Source organism: Arcanobacterium phocae, from assembly GCF_900105865.1.
GTDB classification, from domain to species: domain Bacteria; phylum Actinomycetota; class Actinomycetes; order Actinomycetales; family Actinomycetaceae; genus Arcanobacterium; species Arcanobacterium phocae.
The window spans coordinates 248720-267055 of record NZ_LT629804.1; the positions used below are offsets into that span (position 1 = coordinate 248720).

19 protein-coding genes and 5 tRNA genes are annotated in these 18336 nt (G+C 50.0%); 14 read left to right on the plus strand and 10 right to left on the minus strand.

The window, feature by feature from the left end; genetic code table 11:
- Positions 1 to 48 precede the first annotated feature (48 nt).
- Positions 49 to 936, plus strand: coding sequence for an endonuclease domain-containing protein (locus BLT51_RS01055; RefSeq protein ID WP_091278846.1), 888 nt, complete (start codon positions 49 to 51; stop codon positions 934 to 936).
- Positions 937 to 983: 47 nt separating this feature from the next.
- On the opposite strand, the gene BLT51_RS01060 is transcribed toward BLT51_RS01055, so the two are convergent.
- Positions 984 to 2423: an alanine/glycine:cation symporter family protein gene (locus BLT51_RS01060; protein WP_091278849.1), complete on the minus strand. Its 1440-nt coding sequence runs from the start codon at positions 2421 to 2423 to the stop codon at positions 984 to 986.
- A gap of 243 nt (positions 2424 to 2666) precedes the next feature.
- Between BLT51_RS01060 and BLT51_RS01065 the strand changes: the two genes are divergently transcribed.
- From BLT51_RS01065 to BLT51_RS01080, 4 genes are all read left to right on the plus strand, one after another.
- The gene (locus BLT51_RS01065; RefSeq protein WP_172801287.1) at positions 2667 to 3293 is read left to right on the plus strand and encodes a DUF47 domain-containing protein; all 627 of its coding nucleotides are present in this window, start codon (positions 2667 to 2669) and stop codon (positions 3291 to 3293) included.
- A complete protein-coding gene (locus BLT51_RS01070; RefSeq protein WP_091278853.1) occupies positions 3293 to 4306 on the plus strand; it encodes an inorganic phosphate transporter in 1014 nt (337 codons plus the stop codon). The genes BLT51_RS01065 and BLT51_RS01070 overlap by 1 nt, the downstream gene beginning before the upstream one ends.
- A 109-nt stretch (positions 4307 to 4415) precedes the next feature.
- Complete coding sequence (locus tag BLT51_RS01075) at positions 4416 to 4904, plus strand: hypothetical protein (protein ID WP_091278855.1); 489 nt, start codon at positions 4416 to 4418, stop codon at positions 4902 to 4904.
- A 4-nt stretch (positions 4905 to 4908) separates the two neighbouring features.
- Positions 4909 to 7533 (plus strand): GDSL-type esterase/lipase family protein, encoded by a 2625-nt coding sequence (locus BLT51_RS01080; RefSeq protein ID WP_091278857.1) that lies wholly within the window; start codon positions 4909 to 4911, stop codon positions 7531 to 7533.
- Between the two features lie 64 nt (positions 7534 to 7597).
- Here the strand turns inward: BLT51_RS01080 and BLT51_RS01085 are convergent, their stop codons facing one another.
- Positions 7598 to 8194 carry a hypothetical protein gene (locus BLT51_RS01085; RefSeq protein WP_091278859.1) on the minus strand — a complete coding sequence of 199 codons (597 nt, stop codon included), beginning with the start codon at positions 8192 to 8194 and terminating at the stop codon, positions 7598 to 7600.
- A 271-nt stretch (positions 8195 to 8465) separates the two neighbouring features.
- Between BLT51_RS01085 and BLT51_RS01090 the strand changes: the two genes are divergently transcribed.
- Positions 8466 to 8539 (plus strand) — tRNA-Lys (locus BLT51_RS01090).
- Positions 8540 to 8643: 104 nt separating this feature from the next.
- Here BLT51_RS01090 and BLT51_RS01095 read toward each other — a convergent pair.
- From BLT51_RS01095 to BLT51_RS01115, 5 genes are all read right to left on the minus strand, one after another.
- Entirely contained in the window at positions 8644 to 9045 is a 402-nt protein-coding gene (locus BLT51_RS01095) for a DMT family transporter (RefSeq protein ID WP_157672844.1), read from the minus strand.
- A gap of 79 nt (positions 9046 to 9124) precedes the next feature.
- The gene (locus BLT51_RS09180; RefSeq protein WP_091278863.1) at positions 9125 to 9394 is read right to left on the minus strand and encodes a hypothetical protein; all 270 of its coding nucleotides are present in this window, start codon (positions 9392 to 9394) and stop codon (positions 9125 to 9127) included.
- Between the two features lie 21 nt (positions 9395 to 9415).
- A complete protein-coding gene (locus tag BLT51_RS01105; RefSeq protein WP_091278865.1) occupies positions 9416 to 10198 on the minus strand; it encodes an endonuclease/exonuclease/phosphatase family protein in 783 nt (260 codons plus the stop codon).
- On the minus strand, positions 10198 to 10650 hold the full coding sequence (gene msrB / locus BLT51_RS01110; RefSeq protein ID WP_091278867.1) for a peptide-methionine (R)-S-oxide reductase MsrB: 453 nt from the start codon (positions 10648 to 10650) through the stop codon (positions 10198 to 10200). The genes BLT51_RS01105 and msrB overlap by 1 nt, the downstream gene beginning before the upstream one ends.
- Before the next feature lies 1 nt (position 10651).
- The gene (locus BLT51_RS01115) at positions 10652 to 12220 is read right to left on the minus strand and encodes a mechanosensitive ion channel family protein (RefSeq protein ID WP_091278870.1); all 1569 of its coding nucleotides are present in this window, start codon (positions 12218 to 12220) and stop codon (positions 10652 to 10654) included.
- Positions 12221 to 12386: 166 nt separating this feature from the next.
- On the opposite strand from BLT51_RS01115, the gene BLT51_RS01120 reads away from it, so the two are divergent.
- From BLT51_RS01120 to BLT51_RS01150, 7 genes are all read left to right on the plus strand, one after another.
- Positions 12387 to 12459: transfer RNA gene (locus tag BLT51_RS01120), tRNA-Glu, on the plus strand.
- A 45-nt stretch (positions 12460 to 12504) separates the two neighbouring features.
- A tRNA-Asp gene (locus BLT51_RS01125) sits at positions 12505 to 12581 on the plus strand.
- A 35-nt stretch (positions 12582 to 12616) separates the two neighbouring features.
- Positions 12617 to 12692 (plus strand) — tRNA-Phe (locus tag BLT51_RS01130).
- A gap of 58 nt (positions 12693 to 12750) precedes the next feature.
- Positions 12751 to 12827 (plus strand) — tRNA-Asp (locus BLT51_RS01135).
- A 74-nt stretch (positions 12828 to 12901) separates the two neighbouring features.
- Positions 12902 to 14677 carry a murein biosynthesis integral membrane protein MurJ gene (murJ, locus tag BLT51_RS01140; protein ID WP_091278872.1) on the plus strand — a complete coding sequence of 592 codons (1776 nt, stop codon included), beginning with the start codon at positions 12902 to 12904 and terminating at the stop codon, positions 14675 to 14677.
- Between the two features lie 100 nt (positions 14678 to 14777).
- Positions 14778 to 15212 carry a phage holin family protein gene (locus BLT51_RS01145; protein WP_091278875.1) on the plus strand — a complete coding sequence of 145 codons (435 nt, stop codon included), beginning with the start codon at positions 14778 to 14780 and terminating at the stop codon, positions 15210 to 15212.
- Entirely contained in the window at positions 15209 to 15559 is a 351-nt protein-coding gene (locus tag BLT51_RS01150) for a DUF3618 domain-containing protein (RefSeq protein ID WP_091278879.1), read from the plus strand. The genes BLT51_RS01145 and BLT51_RS01150 overlap by 4 nt, the downstream gene beginning before the upstream one ends.
- 68 nt (positions 15560 to 15627) lie before the next feature.
- On the opposite strand, the gene BLT51_RS01155 is transcribed toward BLT51_RS01150, so the two are convergent.
- Positions 15628 to 15819: a BldC family transcriptional regulator gene (locus tag BLT51_RS01155; RefSeq protein ID WP_091278882.1), complete on the minus strand. Its 192-nt coding sequence runs from the start codon at positions 15817 to 15819 to the stop codon at positions 15628 to 15630.
- A 359-nt stretch (positions 15820 to 16178) separates the two neighbouring features.
- Here BLT51_RS01155 and BLT51_RS01160 point away from each other — a divergent pair, with 359 nt between their 5' ends.
- Positions 16179 to 16412, plus strand: a complete 234-nt coding sequence (locus tag BLT51_RS01160; RefSeq protein ID WP_091278884.1) for a DUF3073 domain-containing protein — start codon at positions 16179 to 16181, stop codon at positions 16410 to 16412.
- An 83-nt stretch (positions 16413 to 16495) separates the two neighbouring features.
- Here BLT51_RS01160 and BLT51_RS01165 read toward each other — a convergent pair whose 3' ends face one another.
- Together BLT51_RS01165 and gdhA are read right to left on the minus strand one after the other, a co-directional pair.
- Positions 16496 to 16852 carry a sterol carrier family protein gene (locus BLT51_RS01165; protein ID WP_231943958.1) on the minus strand — a complete coding sequence of 119 codons (357 nt, stop codon included), beginning with the start codon at positions 16850 to 16852 and terminating at the stop codon, positions 16496 to 16498.
- Positions 16853 to 16956: 104 nt separating this feature from the next.
- Entirely contained in the window at positions 16957 to 18294 is a 1338-nt protein-coding gene (gene gdhA, locus BLT51_RS01170) for an NADP-specific glutamate dehydrogenase (RefSeq protein WP_091278891.1), read from the minus strand.
- Between the last annotated feature and the right edge of the window lie 42 nt (positions 18295 to 18336).

The window sequence follows — 18336 nt, forward strand, 5'->3', positions numbered from 1 at the left end:
TTTGCTACGTGGAACATAACTAGGTTCAGGTTTTGCTGGACTAGAGTTATGCATGTTTTTAGGAGAAATAGTCGTGAGGCACAACAAATTGCAGGTCCGCATTCATTCCGAATATGTCTAGAGACTAAGAAAATAATTCCAGTTGGCCACCGCTGGTATGCCACAGAGCCAGTTGTTGGGCAGACAAAAGTAGCCTGCGAAAACGGCCTCCTCATTGGATGTCTGACCGCGATAAAAGAATACGGTGGATGGGTTCCGTACACAAAAAATACTCATTACATTGCAAATAAGTATGGACCAGCCATGCACTTATCAAATGCAATCGTGCATCGGTGCATGACTAAATCTGCTGTTGCCGCCCACGTCCCACCAGCACAGGCACCCCACCTAGTTGTTCCATTGACCGACGCTATTGAGCAAGTTCTGCAGCATCATGATGCAGAAACCGGGTTGGTTGTATTGGATTCTTTACTTAACCAACACAAAATCACATCCCATGTAGCTGACATCATGATCTCCCGCACACAATCCCAAAAGCAACGGATATTGAAACGTTACACAGCAGATTCTCAGTCTGGCAGTGAAACTCGGGTACGCAACTATCTATTGTCTAAAAAATATCTCGTTGCAACGCAGGTACCAGTAGAGGGAGTTGGACGAGTTGATCTACTGGTTGGACAATCCCTCATTATCGAGTGCGACAGCAGCACTTTTCACAGCCAACCAATCGACGTGATGCGTGACCGCGAGCGCGATCTGCAGGCTAAATTACGCGGATATTCGGTGCTGCGTCTTAGTTATGAACATGTATGGCATCGATGGCCGGAAACTCAACGTATTATCGACACGTTTTTACACACTGGCGAGCACCGGATGCCACCTGTCTCAGTCCTCAACGGGCAAAATCTCGTCCAGCGAAACGGTAGCACTCTATAGGCCCCTACCGTGCTGGATTTCGAGATTTTACGCGCAACGAATACCAATCACCAAACATCGGACGGCAGTTCGCCTGAAATTGCCTGATCTGCCCGGAACACCGGATTAGCCCCGTCCTGACGCTCATAGTCCTGAAGTAACGCCACAATCCACGGCGCCAACGCCCAAATTGCAACAAGGTTCAGCAACGTCACCACAAACATTGCAGTGTCCATAACTGTCCATACAAACGTTAACGCCATGATTGAGCCAATGAAGCTGAAAACCACCAAAATAGCTCGGGAGATCAGCTCAAGCGGTCGGGATTTCTTCAAAAACACGAGATTAGCCTCACCATACGCATAAGCGCCCAATATTGAGGAGAATCCGAAGAAGAAAATCATGATTGACACTGGCCACGCCATCCAAGGTCCCAGCGTTCTGGTAATTGCATCCGTAGTGATGTGAGCAGCATCTTCGGCAGTTACGGACGTGTAATCAAGCACTCCGGTGGCAAACACAATGAATCCCGTTGCCGTACAGATAACAACCGTATCCAGAAACACTCCGAATCCTTGAATCAAACCTTGTTGAACCGGATGATCTACCGTTGCTGTCGCGGCAGCATTCGGTGCTGTCCCCATACCAGCTTCGTTAGAGAACAAACCACGGCGCGTTCCGTTTAGCAACGCCGCCACGAACGCTGAGCCCGTCCCCACGAAGGTTTCCCGCAAACCAAAAGCAGAAGCAAAAATGTCAGCAAAGAACTGTGGAATTGCGTCGATGTTTAAGCAAATAATAATAAAGGCTACAGCTAAGTAGAACAGCGCCATCAACGGCGCAATAACCTCGGTTGCCTGAGCCACCCGGCGCACGCCGCCAAAAAGCACGAGTGCAGTTAGCCCAGAAATAATCAGCCCAATAACCCATGGAGCAATACCATGAGCGCTTGAAATGACGTGCGCAATGGTATTCGCCTGGACCATTGGCATCGCGATAAACATGCAAAAAACCATGGCAGACGCAAAAACAACAGCCAGCTTGCGCGACTTCAAGCCATTCAAAATATAAGAGGCAGGACCACCCCGAAAAGACCCATCACTATGGCGGAATTTAAAGATCTGCGCCAAAGTTGCCTCTGAAAAGGCAGTGGCCATGCCCACGAGAGCTACCATCCACATCCAAAATAGTGAACCGGGACCACCAAGAATCATGGCTAACGCAATGCCAGTGATATTCCCGATTCCAATACGAGTAGACATCCCCATCGCAAATGCTTGAAAGGATGAGATTCCGCCCCGCGCACCTTTCCGGGATTGAACTAGGTATCGAACCATTCCACTGAAGTGCCGCAGTTGTACTGCTCGAGTACAAACAGTGAGATACAAACCTGTCCCCACCAAGGCACAGATCATTATCCAGGTGTAGAGCCAATTATTAACACCGCTTAGCCAGGCAGTCATATTCTGAATCATGTCATCAACAGGCACGCCTACACCTCTTTCCATGGGGACCTTCTTGTCACAAACACCGCCATCTTACCGGTTTCTCACAACATATTTACGAGTTGTCCACTATATAGTCACCACATAGTTATGCTAGGTGGACCTTCAAGAGGTGGCTGTCCAGAGACAAAAGGCCCTGTGAAATATGCGACTTGGATCAACTTAATCGCTGGTTTAACAAGCACACTCAGCTTCAGCCACGTAAGGTGAAAGCGACAACTGTTCACTTAGTGTTCTGAGGGCATTGTGAGTCTAAGTAAATTTGCACCGGGTAAAGCCGTGCTGGAAATGTTCGCAAAGCAAGCTAACCATATTGTTTCTGCTGCTGAGATTTTGGCACAGATGGGTACGGCCGACCGTTCAACTCGTAAGGATTTGAACAAGAAACTCCACCAGGTTGAAAACCTCGCAGATGACGGCACGCATGACGTCTTGCAGAAGGTTGCCCACAGCTTTGTTCTCCCTTACGACCGAGAAGATGTTTACGCTCTCGTGTCCACTGTTGACGATATCGTTGATTTGATCGACGAAGCTGGCGACAATATGGTTCTATATCGAGTTAATGAGCTTCCTGAAAAAGCACTGGAGATGATTGATATCATTTCCAAGTGTGCAGTTCTAACGAACGACGCCATGAAGCTTATTGCGTCGATGGGTGAGCACACAAAGAAATTCGCGTTGGAAATTAACCAGCTTGAGAACCAAGGCGACAAGATCTATCGCAAGCTTATGCGAGAGATTTTTGCCGACGACGACGCTAACGCTTTAGAAGTCTTGAAGATCAAGTTCGTGGTCGATGCACTCGAAGCAGCAATTGACAGTTTTGAAACCTTAGCCGTGTCAATCGAGGGCATCGCGATCAAGGAGTCCTGATGCTCACTTCGACTACCCTTATCGTTGGCATGGTGATCTTGATTGCGTTCGCATTCGATTTCACTAACGGCTTCCATGATGCCGCGAATGCTATTGCCACTTCGGTAGCTACGCGAGCATTGGCACCGCGAACTGCTCTGATCATGGCTGCGGTTATGAATTTTGTTGGCGCTTTGTTAGGAACAGGCGTTGCCGAAACTATTGGATCTGGCATTGTTGATATTAGTGGCGTTGATAATCAGCTCGTAGCCTTGTTCGTTGTCCTTTCTGGACTTGTTGGCGCAGTTACGTGGAATCTCATAACGTGGTGGTTGGGGCTTCCGTCGTCGTCGTCGCACGCATTGATCGGCGGACTTGCTGGTGCTGGCTTGGCCGCATCTATTTCAGTTCAGTGGAGCGTTATTGGCGAAAAAGTTGTGTTGCCGATGTTTGTCTCTCCGGTTGTAGGATTCGTGTTAGCTTACCTACTGATGTCAATTGTGATGCGTATCTTCGCTAACTTCGCCTACCGTCCTACGATGCGCCGGTTCCGTTACGCGCAAACGGTATCCGCAGCAGCAACTGCTTTGGGGCACGGCTTGCAGGACGCACAGAAGACGATGGGCGTTGTTGTTCTCGCTTTGGTTGCTGGCGGATTCCATGAGGGACATGCGGTACCGTTGTGGGTTAAGCTCGGTGCGGCTACTGCGATTTCGTTGGGTACGTATTCTGGCGGCTGGCGAATCATGAAAACGTTGGGGTCGAAGATTATCGATCTTGATCCGTCGCAGGGGTTTGTTGCCGAATCGGTGGCGTCATCGGTTCTTTATACGACGGCGTTCTTGTACCATGCTCCGATTTCGACGACGCATACTATCACGTCTGCGATTATGGGTGCGGGTGCAACGAAGCGGCTTTCGGCTGTGCGTTGGTCGGTTACGAAGTCGATTGTGGGCGCGTGGTTCTTAACTATGCCGGCAGCCGCGATTGTGGCAGCTGTTTTCTATGCGGTTTTCCATTTCTTGTTTATCTAACGCGTAGTAAGCATTAGTCCTTTCTTTCATTTGTTGGGCAGTCAGGTCTTTCCGATTTGGCTGCCCAACATTTATAGTTACTGGTAAGGCTTTATCCGAAGGAGCAACCATGTCCACTTCCACATCAAGTACGTCGTTTTTCACAAACCGTCTGACTATTTTCGTCACAGTTTTCTTGATTGTTGTGACCGCCGTTGGATTTGGGATTTGGCGTTGGGGACAGAGTCTCAATTACTGGGGAACGCCGAAGGCTTTGTCGGCTTTGCTAGCGGAGGATATTTCGCGCCCGACGGCGCTCGGCTTGGCGCCAACAGATTTTTGGCAAACTCCCCCGGCTGGTTTTATGGGGAAATCTCTTCCGTACGAAGTTCGGTATACTGTTGGTGAGAATGCCGACGGCGAGACGCTGGCAATCCTTCAGAAGGCAGCTACCGACGACGGATGGGTTGCCGATTCTTCATGTCCCGAATCACTTTTATGGTGTGCAAATAAACAAGATTCATATGGGCCGACTAAACGACTAACGATCTCTTTACCAGAAGATATCTCACCTTTCGGGAAGAACTTCCCAATAATAGTGTCTGTAACATACTATTAGATTCATGAAATCTATAACGAAGAAGTTATTCGCAGGTTTTGTTGCACTATCAACATCATTATTCACTGCCTCTCCCGCATTAGCGGACACTACTCAACAGCAGGATGAAAAATACCTAACGTTGACACTTATTGGCGATTCCTATACAGCCGGTAACGGTGCTGGTTTGTATTATGGACCAACCGAAGCATACCGGAGTATGCGCAACTGGGGTCACGTTTACGCTGACCAGCTTAATGCTGCGGGCGTTCACACCACAGTACATAATCTGGCACACTCCGGAGAAGTAACTTCTGGTGTTCTCGAAAAGCAAATCTCTAAGGTCCCAGTAGACTCCGATATCGTACTATTTACTATCGGTGGTAATGACATTGAGTTTCAAAATATTATATCGGGATGTTTTGTCCCATATCCTGTCGGTGAATATGCCAAATGTAAGGCAGCTATTTCTATAGCTAACGATAAGATCGATGCGACCTTTAAAAATGTGGAAGAGATCCTTAGCCAGCTAAATAATCGTTTATCACCAGATGCTGAAATCGTCATGGTCGGATACCCATATCTGTCATTAGACAAAGAGTTCATCTTGTCTAGCGGCTGGTTTGGATCAGGCGACAAATACGATGCTTCACGTGAAGTACGAGCCTTTGGCAAAAAAGCAGTTGAGCTGCAAACTAATCTTGTGAATGGGTGGAATAGCGCTCCTTCACATGTGAAAGTGAAATTCGTTCCAACTCATGTTGCTTTTGAAGGCCACGAACCAGATCCAGGCTCACTTGCCTACAATCCAAAACGCTGGTTTAACGAGCTAGCCGAAGAAAATGGTCGCGCTGACGAAAACGGCATTACTCAAGCAGAGTGGTCAAAGAACACCATGATGTTCTATCATCCAAATATCACTGGCCACGAAGAGATCGGAAAGCTTCTCTATAAAACAATCGGAGTACCAAGTTCCGCACACGTTCAGCAGAGCTACGCTCGCCCAATCGATGTTACTTTCTTAGTTGAGGCATCCGCACAGACACAAGAAAAGCTTCCGGAGATTAAAAAGCAGATTCGTCGCATCGCTACGGAAACTTTTGACGCCTCTGCAAACGCAGACCAACAAGCCCGGTTCAGCTTGAAATCGTACGTTGGAGAAGATCCGATTCCTTACGAAAAAGCTCAGCCAGAAGTCAACATCCCAGATGTTCCACAGCCTGAAGCAAATTCTCCAGTAGAATCAGTTGTACCTGATCTACCAGATGATTCCCAGCCTAAGGCTGTTGCTGCTCAGCCTTCAGAAACTACTGAGCCAACAGAAGCTACTGATCCAGCACCAGCAGATGACGCAGATGCCCATGCTGAAGGACCCGCTGCAACAACGTCATTCGGCGAACTTTCTGACGTTCTTAACTCACTTAACAATTTAGACACAACCACAGACCAGAATGCACAAGATTTCTTGGCAACTCTTAAAACGGTAACTAATTCACATGATTGGCGTGCTGAAGCCCGCAAGATCGTCGTCGTCATTGGCGATGCGGAACTGAAGGATACATCCAAGCTTGGTGATGAAGTTCAGAAGCTACTCCTGAGCGCATTCGCAGCTAACACTGTCGAGTTTAACCTCATCGATCTTGACGCCGATCGCACTGATCCCATCCCATCTCTCTTTACCCGAACTGGTGGTCGGATGCAGCTACTCGGCGATTTACGTCCACTGATTCTAGAAGCACCTACTGCAAAGCTCGGTCAAGTTCCAACCCAAAAACAAGGTGCAACTGTTGAGTTCAGTGCTGATGGATCTTTCTCACCCAACAGTGACATTGAGTCATATGCATGGGATTTCGACGGCGATGGAAAACCAGATGCCACCACATCAGAAAACAAGATATCGCATGCTTTTACAACAGTAGGTGAGCATACTGTTTCGGTTACCATCACAGATAAGGACAAGCAAACCGCAATCGCTACCATCATGGTTGATGTGACAGAAGATGGCGACTTAGTCGATCAAAGCATCGACAACTGCCCAGATGTTGCGAATGAAGATCAGCTTGACACCGATAGCGATGGAATCGGCGATGCTTGCGATAACTTGAACCTTGCTGAAATTCAGAAGAAGGTCACTGCTGGAGCTGAAGCTCAGAGCTTCGACATTCACTCGGTATTGCCTAACGCAACCGACATCAAGTTGACACTTGAAACCGCTACTCCACAATCCTGGAATGTGGCATTAAAAGACTCGGTACTCTCCTATGCAGCAACTGACAAAGCAAACGGTGGCGAAACTGCTATTGCTATGCTGACGATGAAAGTTCCTGTAGGGACAACATTCAAGCGAAATGTGCCAGAGATGAAAGACATGGCAGTCCGGTTAACGCTAACAGCAACAAAGGTCATCCCAGCCATGGAACTCACCCCAGGCACAAAAACAATCCCAGCCATGAAACTCACCCCAGGCACAAAAACAATCCCAGCACTGCCGCTCGTACCAGCAACCACGTTGCCACAATCTCCAAAGGTTGTGGAGCAGGCAACGGGAACTGGTCTAGCTAAAACAGGATCGAGCGTTGGCGCAGTTGCACTATTCGCAATGGTTCTTATTACCTCTGGTATGGCCCTTACTATCCGCAAGGAAAGCTAAAATAGTCATGTGATAGAGAACCAGCGGGCCGGCGAAGAATGATTCTTCGCCGGCCCCCTGCTAGTTACACTTGCCCATGACGGAATGTTTTCTCCCCCGCCAAATAGAACTCTTGAGCAGTCCGAGCCATAGCAGTATGTCGCCTAGTCACCTCGGTAGCAAGCGGATGATCATCGTCCGCAATCCACAGAGGCTCAACGCTAGCAATAAAGTCAGTAAACCGTGCAGACTGCCGGACAACATCTAAAAAATCCCCATCAAACGAGCCTGAAAAGACTCGATCCCATAGTTTTTTCACACCGCTAGGATCTAAAACACCAGCATGTTCAACGCCGGCCTTTTGTGCTGCGCTAAATCGTTGCCGAACGTCGTCAGAGAACCGGCGAATCCACTCCCGAAGCAGGTAACCACGCCACAAAATACCAGGCAGCGATGTTTCCGGTGTATCCACCCATGACTCTGCTACTACATCTATACCTTCATTAGCAATTACTTGGTGGAGCCTTGCTGCAACCGCATCATCGATATCCGCATCAAACGGGATAAGTGCATGTGCAGTCGCATAAGCTAATTCCAGCTTTGCTTCAATATTGACGTCACCATCAATAACCTCTAGCTGCTCTGGACGTAACTGAGCTGGACGGCGAAACGATGTATTCATGGGATAGGCCTCCTTCAAAGCACTATAGCTACAATCAGGATTTCTCAAGCCATAGTTTACTGACCATCATAACCAAAACACTGCTCGCGGCATCACAAAAAGATACTGATGGCGAAATCCAGGAGACAAAACCAGTAAACAGGAAATTTGGCGAGCCCCCAGCACACTGATTTTCGTCACATATTCTGATTTTTACTCTGAGCCAATTAAGCGCTATACTAATAAAAGTTTCGACGCGAAATGTGCCGAAATAACGCTTGGTTTCAAGCGTGGGCCTCTAGCTCAACTGGTTAGAGCTGCGGACTTTTAATCCGTAGGTTGTGGGTTCGAGTCCCACGGGGCCTACGAAATATCGCCGGTACATGATGTGCCGGCGATATTTATATCTACTTATTGTCTGTTAGATACCAGCTGTTCGTCCGGCTCTCACTATTCAGCCGACGCGTAGATTACTCGGTCGCAGTTTGTACCAAGGAGCGCGCTTTACGGCGCCCAAACGGCTGAAAATTAACCAGCGCCACCGCCGTCGTAATAAGCACAAGACCTGATAATTCACCAACGGCCCGCACCTGCCGTAAAATAATCAACCCCACAAGCAACGAAGTAGCCGGCAGTAGCGAATTGAGCAATGCAAACGTGGGTGCACTTATCCGACGCATGATCACCGCATCCATCACATACGGTGTCACCGAGGACAACGCCACAACCACGATCAGTCCTAACACGCACCCATCAGTAAAAATCGGCCCCACATGTGGCAACGCCACCGGAAGCCAGACGAGCGAACCAGCAAACATGCCGATAGCCAGGGAATCGAGCCCGTTCCCAATAACCGCGATTTTACGGCCCACATACATATAGACCGCCTAGCACAGAGCGCGAGCATTAAGCCGCGTAGCACCTCTGCGGATCACTCGTGTCTACGCCGATCTACGAGATAGTGAATACGCCGGTTGCCGCGAGCACAATGCCATCCCAAACTCGCCATCCGGTTCCTAAAGCGTTGCCAGAATAACCGGACCTAAGAATTCCAACGCAACCGTCGTGCCGAGCAGGATTCACGCAATCGCCATATAGAAAATGATGTTTGTAGAAACAATCGACACCCCGTAAAATATGCTGTTTCCGAAATATCGGCAATCCTGGGCGGTTGCTAAGGATACGCGGGGCCGCCCATGTTTCAGTTGAGTTCTCGCCCATGAAACCTTGCCTTTAAAACTTTTAGTTGAGATCTGCCTCAATAATAAGGCCCGCATGGTCCGAGATTGATGTGCTTAACGAACGGGAATATTGCGCAACTATGCGATGCCCGAGCATGTGGTCGATCTGCCAACGCGGTTCAGTGTGGGGATAAGTCAGTTCAGTAGCAAGAACGGTTCGCGGGGCCGTGGTGGTTTCCGGTATCTTCGCGAGCGCGTCCGCTACTGCGTCTGGACGCAGGTTCATATCACCGCTTAGTAATATCGACGACGACGCAGCCCCACCGGGGATGCCCCACATGGTTGCGACGTGCTCAAATCCTTGGGCGACGATCTGTAGCTGGCATGGCGCTGCTTGCTGGTCAATATCTAGATGTGTGGTGCCAACAAGGAGCGGCTGAGTACCCGCGTCCAGTTGTGCGTAGAGTGCTACTCGCGGTTCGGGCCACCGTATTTTCCAGCTCTCATCTGGCTTGTGGTAGATGGGTTTCACGATTGGTGGCAGGCGCAAATACCGTGCTGCACGGATGGGCAGCCTGCTGAGGATTCCGACTCCGTAGCCGAAAGCTGATGGGGCGTAAGCGTATGTCATATTCAGGCGTTTCGCTAATATCTGTATCTGACCGCCACGTTCCGTGCTACCGGTGGTGAACCGGGCACGGAACGGACCGTCAGCTTCTTGGACCATCATCAGATCTGGCGCGAGGTCCTGTAGCTGTACCACCGCTTGCGCGAATGCTCCTTCATGGTTCTCACGCGCGGGGCGCCCATGTTCCAGGTTTAGCGTGACACAGCGCAAGCTCATCAGTTATCGTCACCATCTGGTTCGAATCGCAACGACACTGAGTTCATACAGTAACGCAAACCGGTAGGTGTTTGTGGCGAATCGTTAAAAACGTGTCCCAGATGCGAACCACAGTTAGCGCATCGGACCTCGGTTCGGATTCGCGGTGCCAAGGTTCGATCCTCAATGTAAACGACTGCCCCTTTTTCATCAGGGTCATAGAATGACGGCCAACCGCAGTGGGAATCGAACTTCGTTTCCGAAGAAAATAATTCCGCATCGCAGGCCCGGCAGTGGTAAATACCAGAACGGTTTTCGTGCAGGAGCTCGCCGGTTCCAGGCCGTTCTGTGCCAGCCTCACGCAACACAAAAAACTCCATATCGGTGAGGAGGTTTCGCCATTCTTCTGGCGTCTTATCCAGCTTGTATTCAATGTTTTCCGTGGGCTGTGGGGTTTGTTCTGCGTAAGCCATATTATTCTTCCTCATCAGTTAGATTGGTGGAGTGATCGTCAGCGTCTACTTTTTTCGTATTCGCTGTTTGTTCAAGTTTTCTATTGCGTTCTTCATAGGCTTCTTCACCAGGTCCGGCATATTGCTCCGCACGTTTCTCAGCTTCTTCGGATCCGTGGAATATTGCTGACTGGTATCCTGCTGGAGCTTCGTCGCTTCCGACGACGGCGAACTCGTCCGTCACTGGTTTCATTTCAAAATTATCATCGCCGACGCGTTCAGCAAGCGGGGTGCGCGCAAATTTTTCGAGCTCAGACCGCGAGATCACAGTGGTTGCGGCGGTGGTCGTCGTCGGCGAATCTGGTGTGAAAGCTGGCGGCTGTGAGCTGAGACGTTTATCAACGCGAGCTTCGGTTGCTTCGGTGGCTTCCGTAAAATTTGGAGCATCGTCAACAATGCGACGATAATGCGGAATAGCTTGCGGTGCTTCTTGTTGGATCCACTCAACCATCGATTCACGTAAATAGTGGCGCAAATCGATCAGAGCACCAGCATTACGAGCAGAGACGATGGCACGCAATAAGATCGTACCGTTGACAGCTTCAGCAACTTGGAGAACACCAGTGCGACCATCCCATAAATCAGTATTAGCCAACAGGTGGTCGAGCTGTTTGCGCGCCTGCTGTACCGGCACTGCCCAATCGACTTGCCATTCAACCATGCCCATCATTTCTGGCGATCGCCGGGTCCAATTCTCGAATGGTTCCTGCGTCATTTGAGTTGATGGAACCATAATGCGCCGACCATCCCACACTGCGAGCACGACGTACGTCAATGTTATTTCCTCAACCGTGGCCATCAGGTCATTGAAATAGACGATGTCTCCCACACGCATTGAATCCGAGAAGGCAAGCTGAAGTCCAGCAAACACATTGCCGAGCACTGATTGGGCCGCTAAACCAGCAACAACCGATAAGAGGCCTGCTGATGCGAGTAGCGAGGTTCCTGCAGTACGAGCAGCCGGAAAAGTCAACAAAATCAGACCGACTGCCAGTACCCAGATAACTGCCCCAACGACCCGATGTATCACCTGGACTTGAGTTTCGATACGGCTAGCTCGTTCTTCAGACGATACTTCCATGCGCAAGTAGACGGATTTAACCAGTCCGTTCGTCAGTGACACAATTGCGCCGGCAGCCACCACAATAAACAAAATCAGGAACGTATGGTTGAGCCACCCGTACCAATGCGGCACATGCGACTCGTCGATTTGCTCGGCTACAATTCCAAAACCTATCCAAGCCCCAAGGACAACCAGCATCAAACCAAGCGGTTTCCGAATCGTGGTATGAACTGGGGTGTAGTACTTGTATCGCCCGGCAAAAAGATGACTAATTGACATCACCACAATTGTGGTCACTAGTCCAACAAGGGCGCCTACTACAGCGCCCGCAACAAAACTCAGCACGTCAACCGTCACATCCACAACAGCTTCAGCTTTTTCCGCAGCTGGGGTGGCGGGATCGTCTGTTGTTTGGAGGAATAGCGGTATCTTCTCAATCACGTCGTGAACTAAAGTCAAAGAAGTCATATTCCAAGCCTAGGTCATATCCGCTTAATACCAACGAAAAACTGGCTTCTAGCGAACAGTGACAGGCAACACAGTGGATTCGTTTTGCATTATGGGTCCACTTCTGGCTAAGCTATAGGGGTTCCACTCGAACGGAAACGTTCGGAACAAGAAGCCTTCGGGTTTCGCCCCCATCGTCTAGCGGCCTAGGACCCCGCCCTTTCACGGCGGTAGCACCGGTTCGAATCCGGTTGGGGGTACAACTTCCCACAAGGAAGCAAGGTATCGAAAGATATCGGCCGTAAGGCCCTGTAGCGCAGTTGGTTAGCGCGCCGCCCTGTCACGGCGGAGGTCGCGGGTTCAAGTCCCGTCAGGGTCGCCAAGGAAATCCCGGGAAACCGGGTGTTTTCTTATCTTGGCTCTGTAGCTCAGTTGGTAGAGCGTTCGACTGAAAATCGAAAGGTCACCGGATCGACGCCGGTCGGAGCCACCAGATAAATCCCCTGCTCCGGCAGGGGATTTTAGGTCTCAGTAGTTACCTGAGCCATCCTGGCCCTGTAGCGCAGTTGGTTAGCGCGCCGCCCTGTCACGGCGGAGGTCGCGGGTTCAAGTCCCGTCAGGGTCGCCACCATTTCCCCTTGCTATCGCAAGGGGAAATTTTCATATTCCGCTCCCTCACAAAAAGACCGGTACACTAGTTCCATGCACTTTCGTTCCGGAAATCGCTTCACGCCTCGACACGGCCAAGGTTCAACACCTTGGTCGGCAACTATGAAGGTACGCAACAGGCAGCCCGCCGTCGTCGTCCCCCAAAACAATCAAACGTCAGCCGCGCGTTCGTCGCTCATTATGTTCCTCGGGACCCTTGTTTCCCGAGCCCTAGGCATGGTGCGTTCGCCAATTCTGCTTGGCGCAGTCGTTGGTGTTTCCACTCCGGTAGCAAATTCTTTCGACGTCGCTAACAATGTTCCAAACCTGTTATACGGAATCATCGCGGGCGGTCTAGTGAATGCGGTCCTTGTACCGGCGATCGTGCGCGCCACCGAGAAATCCCGCACCGACGGCGTCGCCTTTATCAACAAGCTCCTAACTTTCTCATTCGTCACCCTTGGCGCGATAACACTCGCCATTACCTTAGCGGCACCATTAATCGTTAATTTCTACGCCGCAACCATGTCAACCGAGTGGTACCGGCTCACCGTCATTTTCTCGTTCTGGTGTCTGCCACAAATTTTCTTCTACGGCCTCTACGCCGTCCTTGGTCAGATTCTCAACGCTTATGAAAAATTCGGGCCGTACATGTGGTCCCCTGCCCTGAACAATATCGTTGCTATTGCCGGTCTGATTCTCATGCTCGTCTTGTTCGGTCCAGAAGACTCAACTGCGCCGTCGTCAGCAACGGACTGGGCAGGTACTCCAACGATTATCCTCGCGGGAGTTTCCACCCTCGGAATTGCTTCCCAAGCAGTGATCTTGTTTTGGCCGCTTCACCGTTTGGGAATTCGTTATCGCCCTGATTTCCAGTGGCGCAATTCAGGTTTGGGCGACGTCGGGCGGGCTGGCAGCTGGGTTTTGGCCCTGATGATTACGGGTCTAGTTCCATTCATGATTCTGGTTAATATTGCTGCCGGAGCTACGCAACGTGCTTTAGACGCTGGCCTAGATACGACGCTAGTTGCTGGCAACTTCATGTACACAATCGCCTACGCTATCTATTCGCTGCCATCATCGTTGGTCACCATATCGATCATCACGGCTGTATTCCCGCGCATGTCTCGAGCTGCCGCCCGGTCAGACTTTGCGGCGGTTCGTGGCGACGTCTCAGTATCGATCCGTACCATCGGCGTATTCAACATTTTGGCAACTGCGCTTATTTTCGTCTTAGCAGTGCCAGTAGCGAAAGTGGTCACGCCGACGTCGACCCCACAAGAGGCTTGGGCTCTAGCTTGGGTGCTGGGCGCGATGACGCTTGGTCTGGTGTTCGCAGCCGCAGACATGGTTCTAATGAAAGTGTTCTATGCTTTTGAAGAAACCAAGACCGCTTTTTGGCTCGCACTGCCTTTCCAGATCATCACACCTCTGCTTTATTTACAGATGTCGCTTATTCCACCACAGTGGACAGTAGTCGGGCTGTGCATTATTTTCTCACTGGAAAACACCGTCATTATGATCGTCCACGCAGTTGTTTTACGACGACGCCTCGGCGGCATTGACGGGCGCAGAATAATCCGGACACATCTCAAGCTCACACTACTAGGCGCTATTTCCGGAGCTCTTGGATTTATTATCATGCTCGGCTTCGGCTACCGTAACGTTGCAAGTTCGTTTTCACTGGCGGTTATCTCAATCATTATTGTCACGTGTACCATGGGGATCGTTTATGTTGGGCTACTGAAGTTGTTCAACTTACCAGAAGGAAATATTCTTCTTCGCCCAATTCACTCAATCATGACTAAAATATCTGCTCGACTTTCATAGTTATTAAATAGAAAGTCGACCTTTTAACTGTATTCATGAAAGAATGGGATCATAAATTAAATCTACCCAAGGGCTAGAGAAACCCACTAAGGAGTAGTTCGTGGCTACTGAACACACCAACCAGACCACAATGGTGGAATCATCAACGCCGTCTTCTGGCGGTTCGATCGGTGAGCTTGTCGCCAAAATTACAAGCCAATTTTCAGCGTTGGTTCGCGATGAAATCAAATACACCGGGTTGCAGGCCAAAACTAAGGTAACCCGCTTAGGTATCGGTGGAGTGCTTTTGGCAGTGGCTGGAATCCTTGCACTTTATATGATCGGTTTCCTGTTTGCCGGCATCGCATGGGCATTCGCTACAATCTTGCCGATCTGGGCTGGACATCTTATCACAGCCGGTATCTTGCTTGTCATCATTCTTATCTTGGCTCTTGTTGGTAAGAAATCAATTGCCAAAGCATCCCAAGCCACGGTCAATCCGAAGGCTGGACTTGTGAAAAACGTTGAGGCCATCAAGAAGGGATTTGAAAAGTGAGCAACATCAATGAGGCGGCCCGCTTAGCGGCGCATTCAAAGTCAGCCGCTGATTATGAGGCCCCAGCTGGAATCGAAGATACCCGTAGCGCGGCTGAGATACAACGTGATATCGAGCGCGTTCGGGAAGAAATGACGGCAACCGTCAACGAGCTTGCCGCGAAACTTGACCCACAGGTACTCAAAGAAGACCTGGCTTCAGCTATGAAGGAAAAAGTAGAAGCAGTTAAAGCAAAGGCGCAAGCCTTGGCTCATGATGCTGCTGCTGGCGATAAGAAAGCCATCGGCATCATTGCTGGCGTAGCATTCGGCGTTGCTGCTCTCATTATCCGCAAAGCATTGAAGTAGTCTAAAGACATAAGTGGGGCGTCAGGCTTTTGGCCTGACGCCCCACTTATTGTTGACACACGAAAAAGTCAGTCAATTTCAGTTGTGTTGTTTTCCAAAATCGCAATGATATCCGAACGACGGAATCGACGGTGACCGCCGAGAGTCCGGATCGATGGGATCTTTCCGGAATCAGACCAGCGAGCAACGGTCTTTGGATCTACCCTGAAAAGTGCTGCTACTTCAGCGGGGGTCATAAGCTCAGTATCAAACTCGGTCATTATATCTTTCCTTCCACATTATAGAGCTGTCATGTATGACGATATGTCTCTATAAAATATATGATTACAGATTGTCCACTTCAATTATAAAACAAACCTTAAATAGGGATTGTACGACCTAGAGATGATTTCCTACAAATCTACCCCAACTACAGATGTATAAGACATTAACCCAAAGTCACATTACCCAATGCATTACTGGAAAAAATCGTGGCGAATAGTGGGAAAATTCTAATTCCTTCATCTCCACGTGGAGATTAGGGACCGATTCGTTGTAAAGTAGTTCAACGAGAACAATTAAGTACATGAAGGGGCCACCTCGCGTCGCCCCAAAACGAGTTGAGGGGGGTCGGATCCCGATGGGACGCGGCCGTCAAAGAGCCAAACAGCGAAAAGTCGCACGTGATCTAAAGTATTTCAGTCCTGAAACGGATTACGCAGCCCTTGAAAGAGAGCTGGTTGCGAAATCCAGCGCTTCGTCTGCTGATGATGCTTCCGATGAATCGGATAGCGATTGGTCAGATTACGATTCGTATGATGTACCCCCAGCGATAGACTGGGATGAGGACGATTGGATGCCGCCACATAAGTGACGAGCAGGCAGATTTGTTATCCAGCCGGGCCAGATGGGCCTGGCTGGAACATTTCTGCGCCCTTTTCATCCTGTCATTGCCCATTATTCACCAAGTTGCCCCGGGCCAAATAACGGCAAAAAGTCTTCTAAATTTGAACGTGAACCGCTCGCTTTAATGCTTCCTGAAGCCGGTTTCCCGATAACTAACTCCAGCCATGTTTGCGCATCCATCTCCACCACATTAGGGGGTGTACCACGGGTATGCACTGGGCCATCGATAGCCTGCACTGCCCCGGCCCATGGCACTCGAATTTCTACCGATCGTCCAGGATGACGACTCGCAAATTCTTCTAACGCAAACCGTACCGCCATCCGTTGTTGCGACACCGTCAACTCATCACCACGAGCAAATGATCGCACAAGTGACATTCCTGCCGCCGGATCAACTTTTCTTTTCATACTTCAGCATTGTAGCCGACTCAGCAGAGTAGAAGCTTGCGCCATCGTCGCTAACCAAAAGTGGGGACGCACCCTTGCACGTCCCCACTCTGGTCCAGAATAAATCAGATAATTCCCTGATCCAACATGGCATCTGCGACCTTGCGGAAACCTGCAATATTTGCACCGACCAGGTAGTCACCCGGCTTGCCGAACTCATGCGCAGTTTCCAAGCACTCACGATGAATATCTAGCATGATTTTGTCTAACCGGTTCTCGACCTTCACGAACGGCCATTGTGTCAAGCCAGCATTCTGCTGCATTTCCAATGCTGACGTAGCGACACCACCAGCGTTAGATGCCTTACCCGGAGCATAGAGAATATGCGAGGATTGAGCCGCCTCAATAGCCTTTGGCGTCAATGGCATATTCGCTCCCTCGGCAATGAGCTTAACTCCGTTCTTAGCCAAAGTCGCCACGTCAGCCTCATCCATCTCGTTTTGGGTCGCACATGGGAGGGCGATGTCACCAGCGATTCCCCAGACCCGTTCTCCGGCCAGGAATTGCGCATTAGGACGACGTTCAGCATAATCCGATACTCTGCCACGCTCCACTTGCTTTACTCGCTTGAGAAGCTCGACGTCGATCCCATCTGGATCATACACGGCACCGGAAGAATCCGAAATTGAAATCGGCTTAGCACCGAGCATCTGAGCTTTTTCGATCGCATACGTGGCCACGTTTCCCGAACCGGAAATAATAACCTTGCTACCTTCCATATCTTCGCCACGTTCCCCAAGCATTGCTTGTGCGAACGTCACAAGACCATAGCCGGTAGCCTCAGTACGAGCTAGGGAACCGCCCCAGTTTAGGCCCTTACCGGTAAGCACACCGGCCTCATTGCGGTTCGATAACCGCTTGTACTGCCCAAACAGGTAGCCAATTTCGCGCGCTCCAACACCGATATCACCCGCGGGAACGTCAATATCTGCTCCAATATGCCGTGAAAGCTCCGTCATAAATGCTTGGCAGAAACGCATAACTTCGTTATCTGACTTACCATGCGGATCAAAATCAGACCCGCCCTTGCCGCCGCCGATACCCTGCCCCGTCAACGCATTCTTAAAAATCTGCTCAAATCCGAGGAATTTCACCACAGACAGCGTGACTGATTTATGGAACCGCAATCCACCTTTGTAGGGACCAAGCGTGGAGTTGAATTGGATACGGTAGCCACGATTAACGCGGACTTGATTGTTGTCATCTTCCCATGCCACCCGAAACATAATCTGACGCTCAGGCTCAATAATACGCGCCAGAATGGCTGCATCTTGGTAATCCTTGCGTGATAGTAGTAGCGGCTGAACCGATTCAATAACTTCTTGTACCGCTTGTTGGAATTCTGGCTGGGTAGGGTTTCGGCGAAGTGACTCTTCGTAAACCTTTTCGATATATGGATCCATAACGCTCTCCTTGACAAATTTTTCTTACTTCACAGAGTAAAC

What these genes read in the sequence shown, in the direction of transcription:
- BLT51_RS01080 (WP_091278857.1), top strand. Translation starts at nt 4,909, where the DNA reads ATGAAATCTATAACGAAGAAGTTATTCGCAGGTTTTGTTGCACTATCA.
- gdhA (WP_091278891.1), bottom strand. Translation starts at nt 18,294, where the DNA reads ATGGATCCATATATCGAAAAGGTTTACGAAGAGTCACTTCGCCGAAAC.
- BLT51_RS01160 (WP_091278884.1), top strand. Translation starts at nt 16,179, where the DNA reads ATGGGACGCGGCCGTCAAAGAGCCAAACAGCGAAAAGTCGCACGTGAT.
- msrB (WP_091278867.1), bottom strand. Translation starts at nt 10,650, where the DNA reads ATGGCTTACGCAGAACAAACCCCACAGCCCACGGAAAACATTGAATAC.
- BLT51_RS01070 (WP_091278853.1), top strand. Translation starts at nt 3,293, where the DNA reads ATGCTCACTTCGACTACCCTTATCGTTGGCATGGTGATCTTGATTGCG.
- BLT51_RS01075 (WP_091278855.1), top strand. Translation starts at nt 4,416, where the DNA reads ATGTCCACTTCCACATCAAGTACGTCGTTTTTCACAAACCGTCTGACT.
- BLT51_RS01085 (WP_091278859.1), bottom strand. Translation starts at nt 8,194, where the DNA reads ATGAATACATCGTTTCGCCGTCCAGCTCAGTTACGTCCAGAGCAGCTA.
- BLT51_RS01115 (WP_091278870.1), bottom strand. Translation starts at nt 12,220, where the DNA reads ATGACTTCTTTGACTTTAGTTCACGACGTGATTGAGAAGATACCGCTA.
- BLT51_RS01060 (WP_091278849.1), bottom strand. Translation starts at nt 2,423, where the DNA reads ATGGAAAGAGGTGTAGGCGTGCCTGTTGATGACATGATTCAGAATATG.
- BLT51_RS01165 (WP_231943958.1), bottom strand. Translation starts at nt 16,852, where the DNA reads ATGAAAAGAAAAGTTGATCCGGCGGCAGGAATGTCACTTGTGCGATCA.
- murJ (WP_091278872.1), top strand. Translation starts at nt 12,902, where the DNA reads ATGCACTTTCGTTCCGGAAATCGCTTCACGCCTCGACACGGCCAAGGT.
- BLT51_RS01155 (WP_091278882.1), bottom strand. Translation starts at nt 15,819, where the DNA reads ATGACCGAGTTTGATACTGAGCTTATGACCCCCGCTGAAGTAGCAGCA.
- BLT51_RS01105 (WP_091278865.1), bottom strand. Translation starts at nt 10,198, where the DNA reads ATGAGCTTGCGCTGTGTCACGCTAAACCTGGAACATGGGCGCCCCGCG.
- BLT51_RS09180 (WP_091278863.1), bottom strand. Translation starts at nt 9,394, where the DNA reads ATGGGCGAGAACTCAACTGAAACATGGGCGGCCCCGCGTATCCTTAGC.
- BLT51_RS01055 (WP_091278846.1), top strand. Translation starts at nt 49, where the DNA reads ATGCATGTTTTTAGGAGAAATAGTCGTGAGGCACAACAAATTGCAGGT.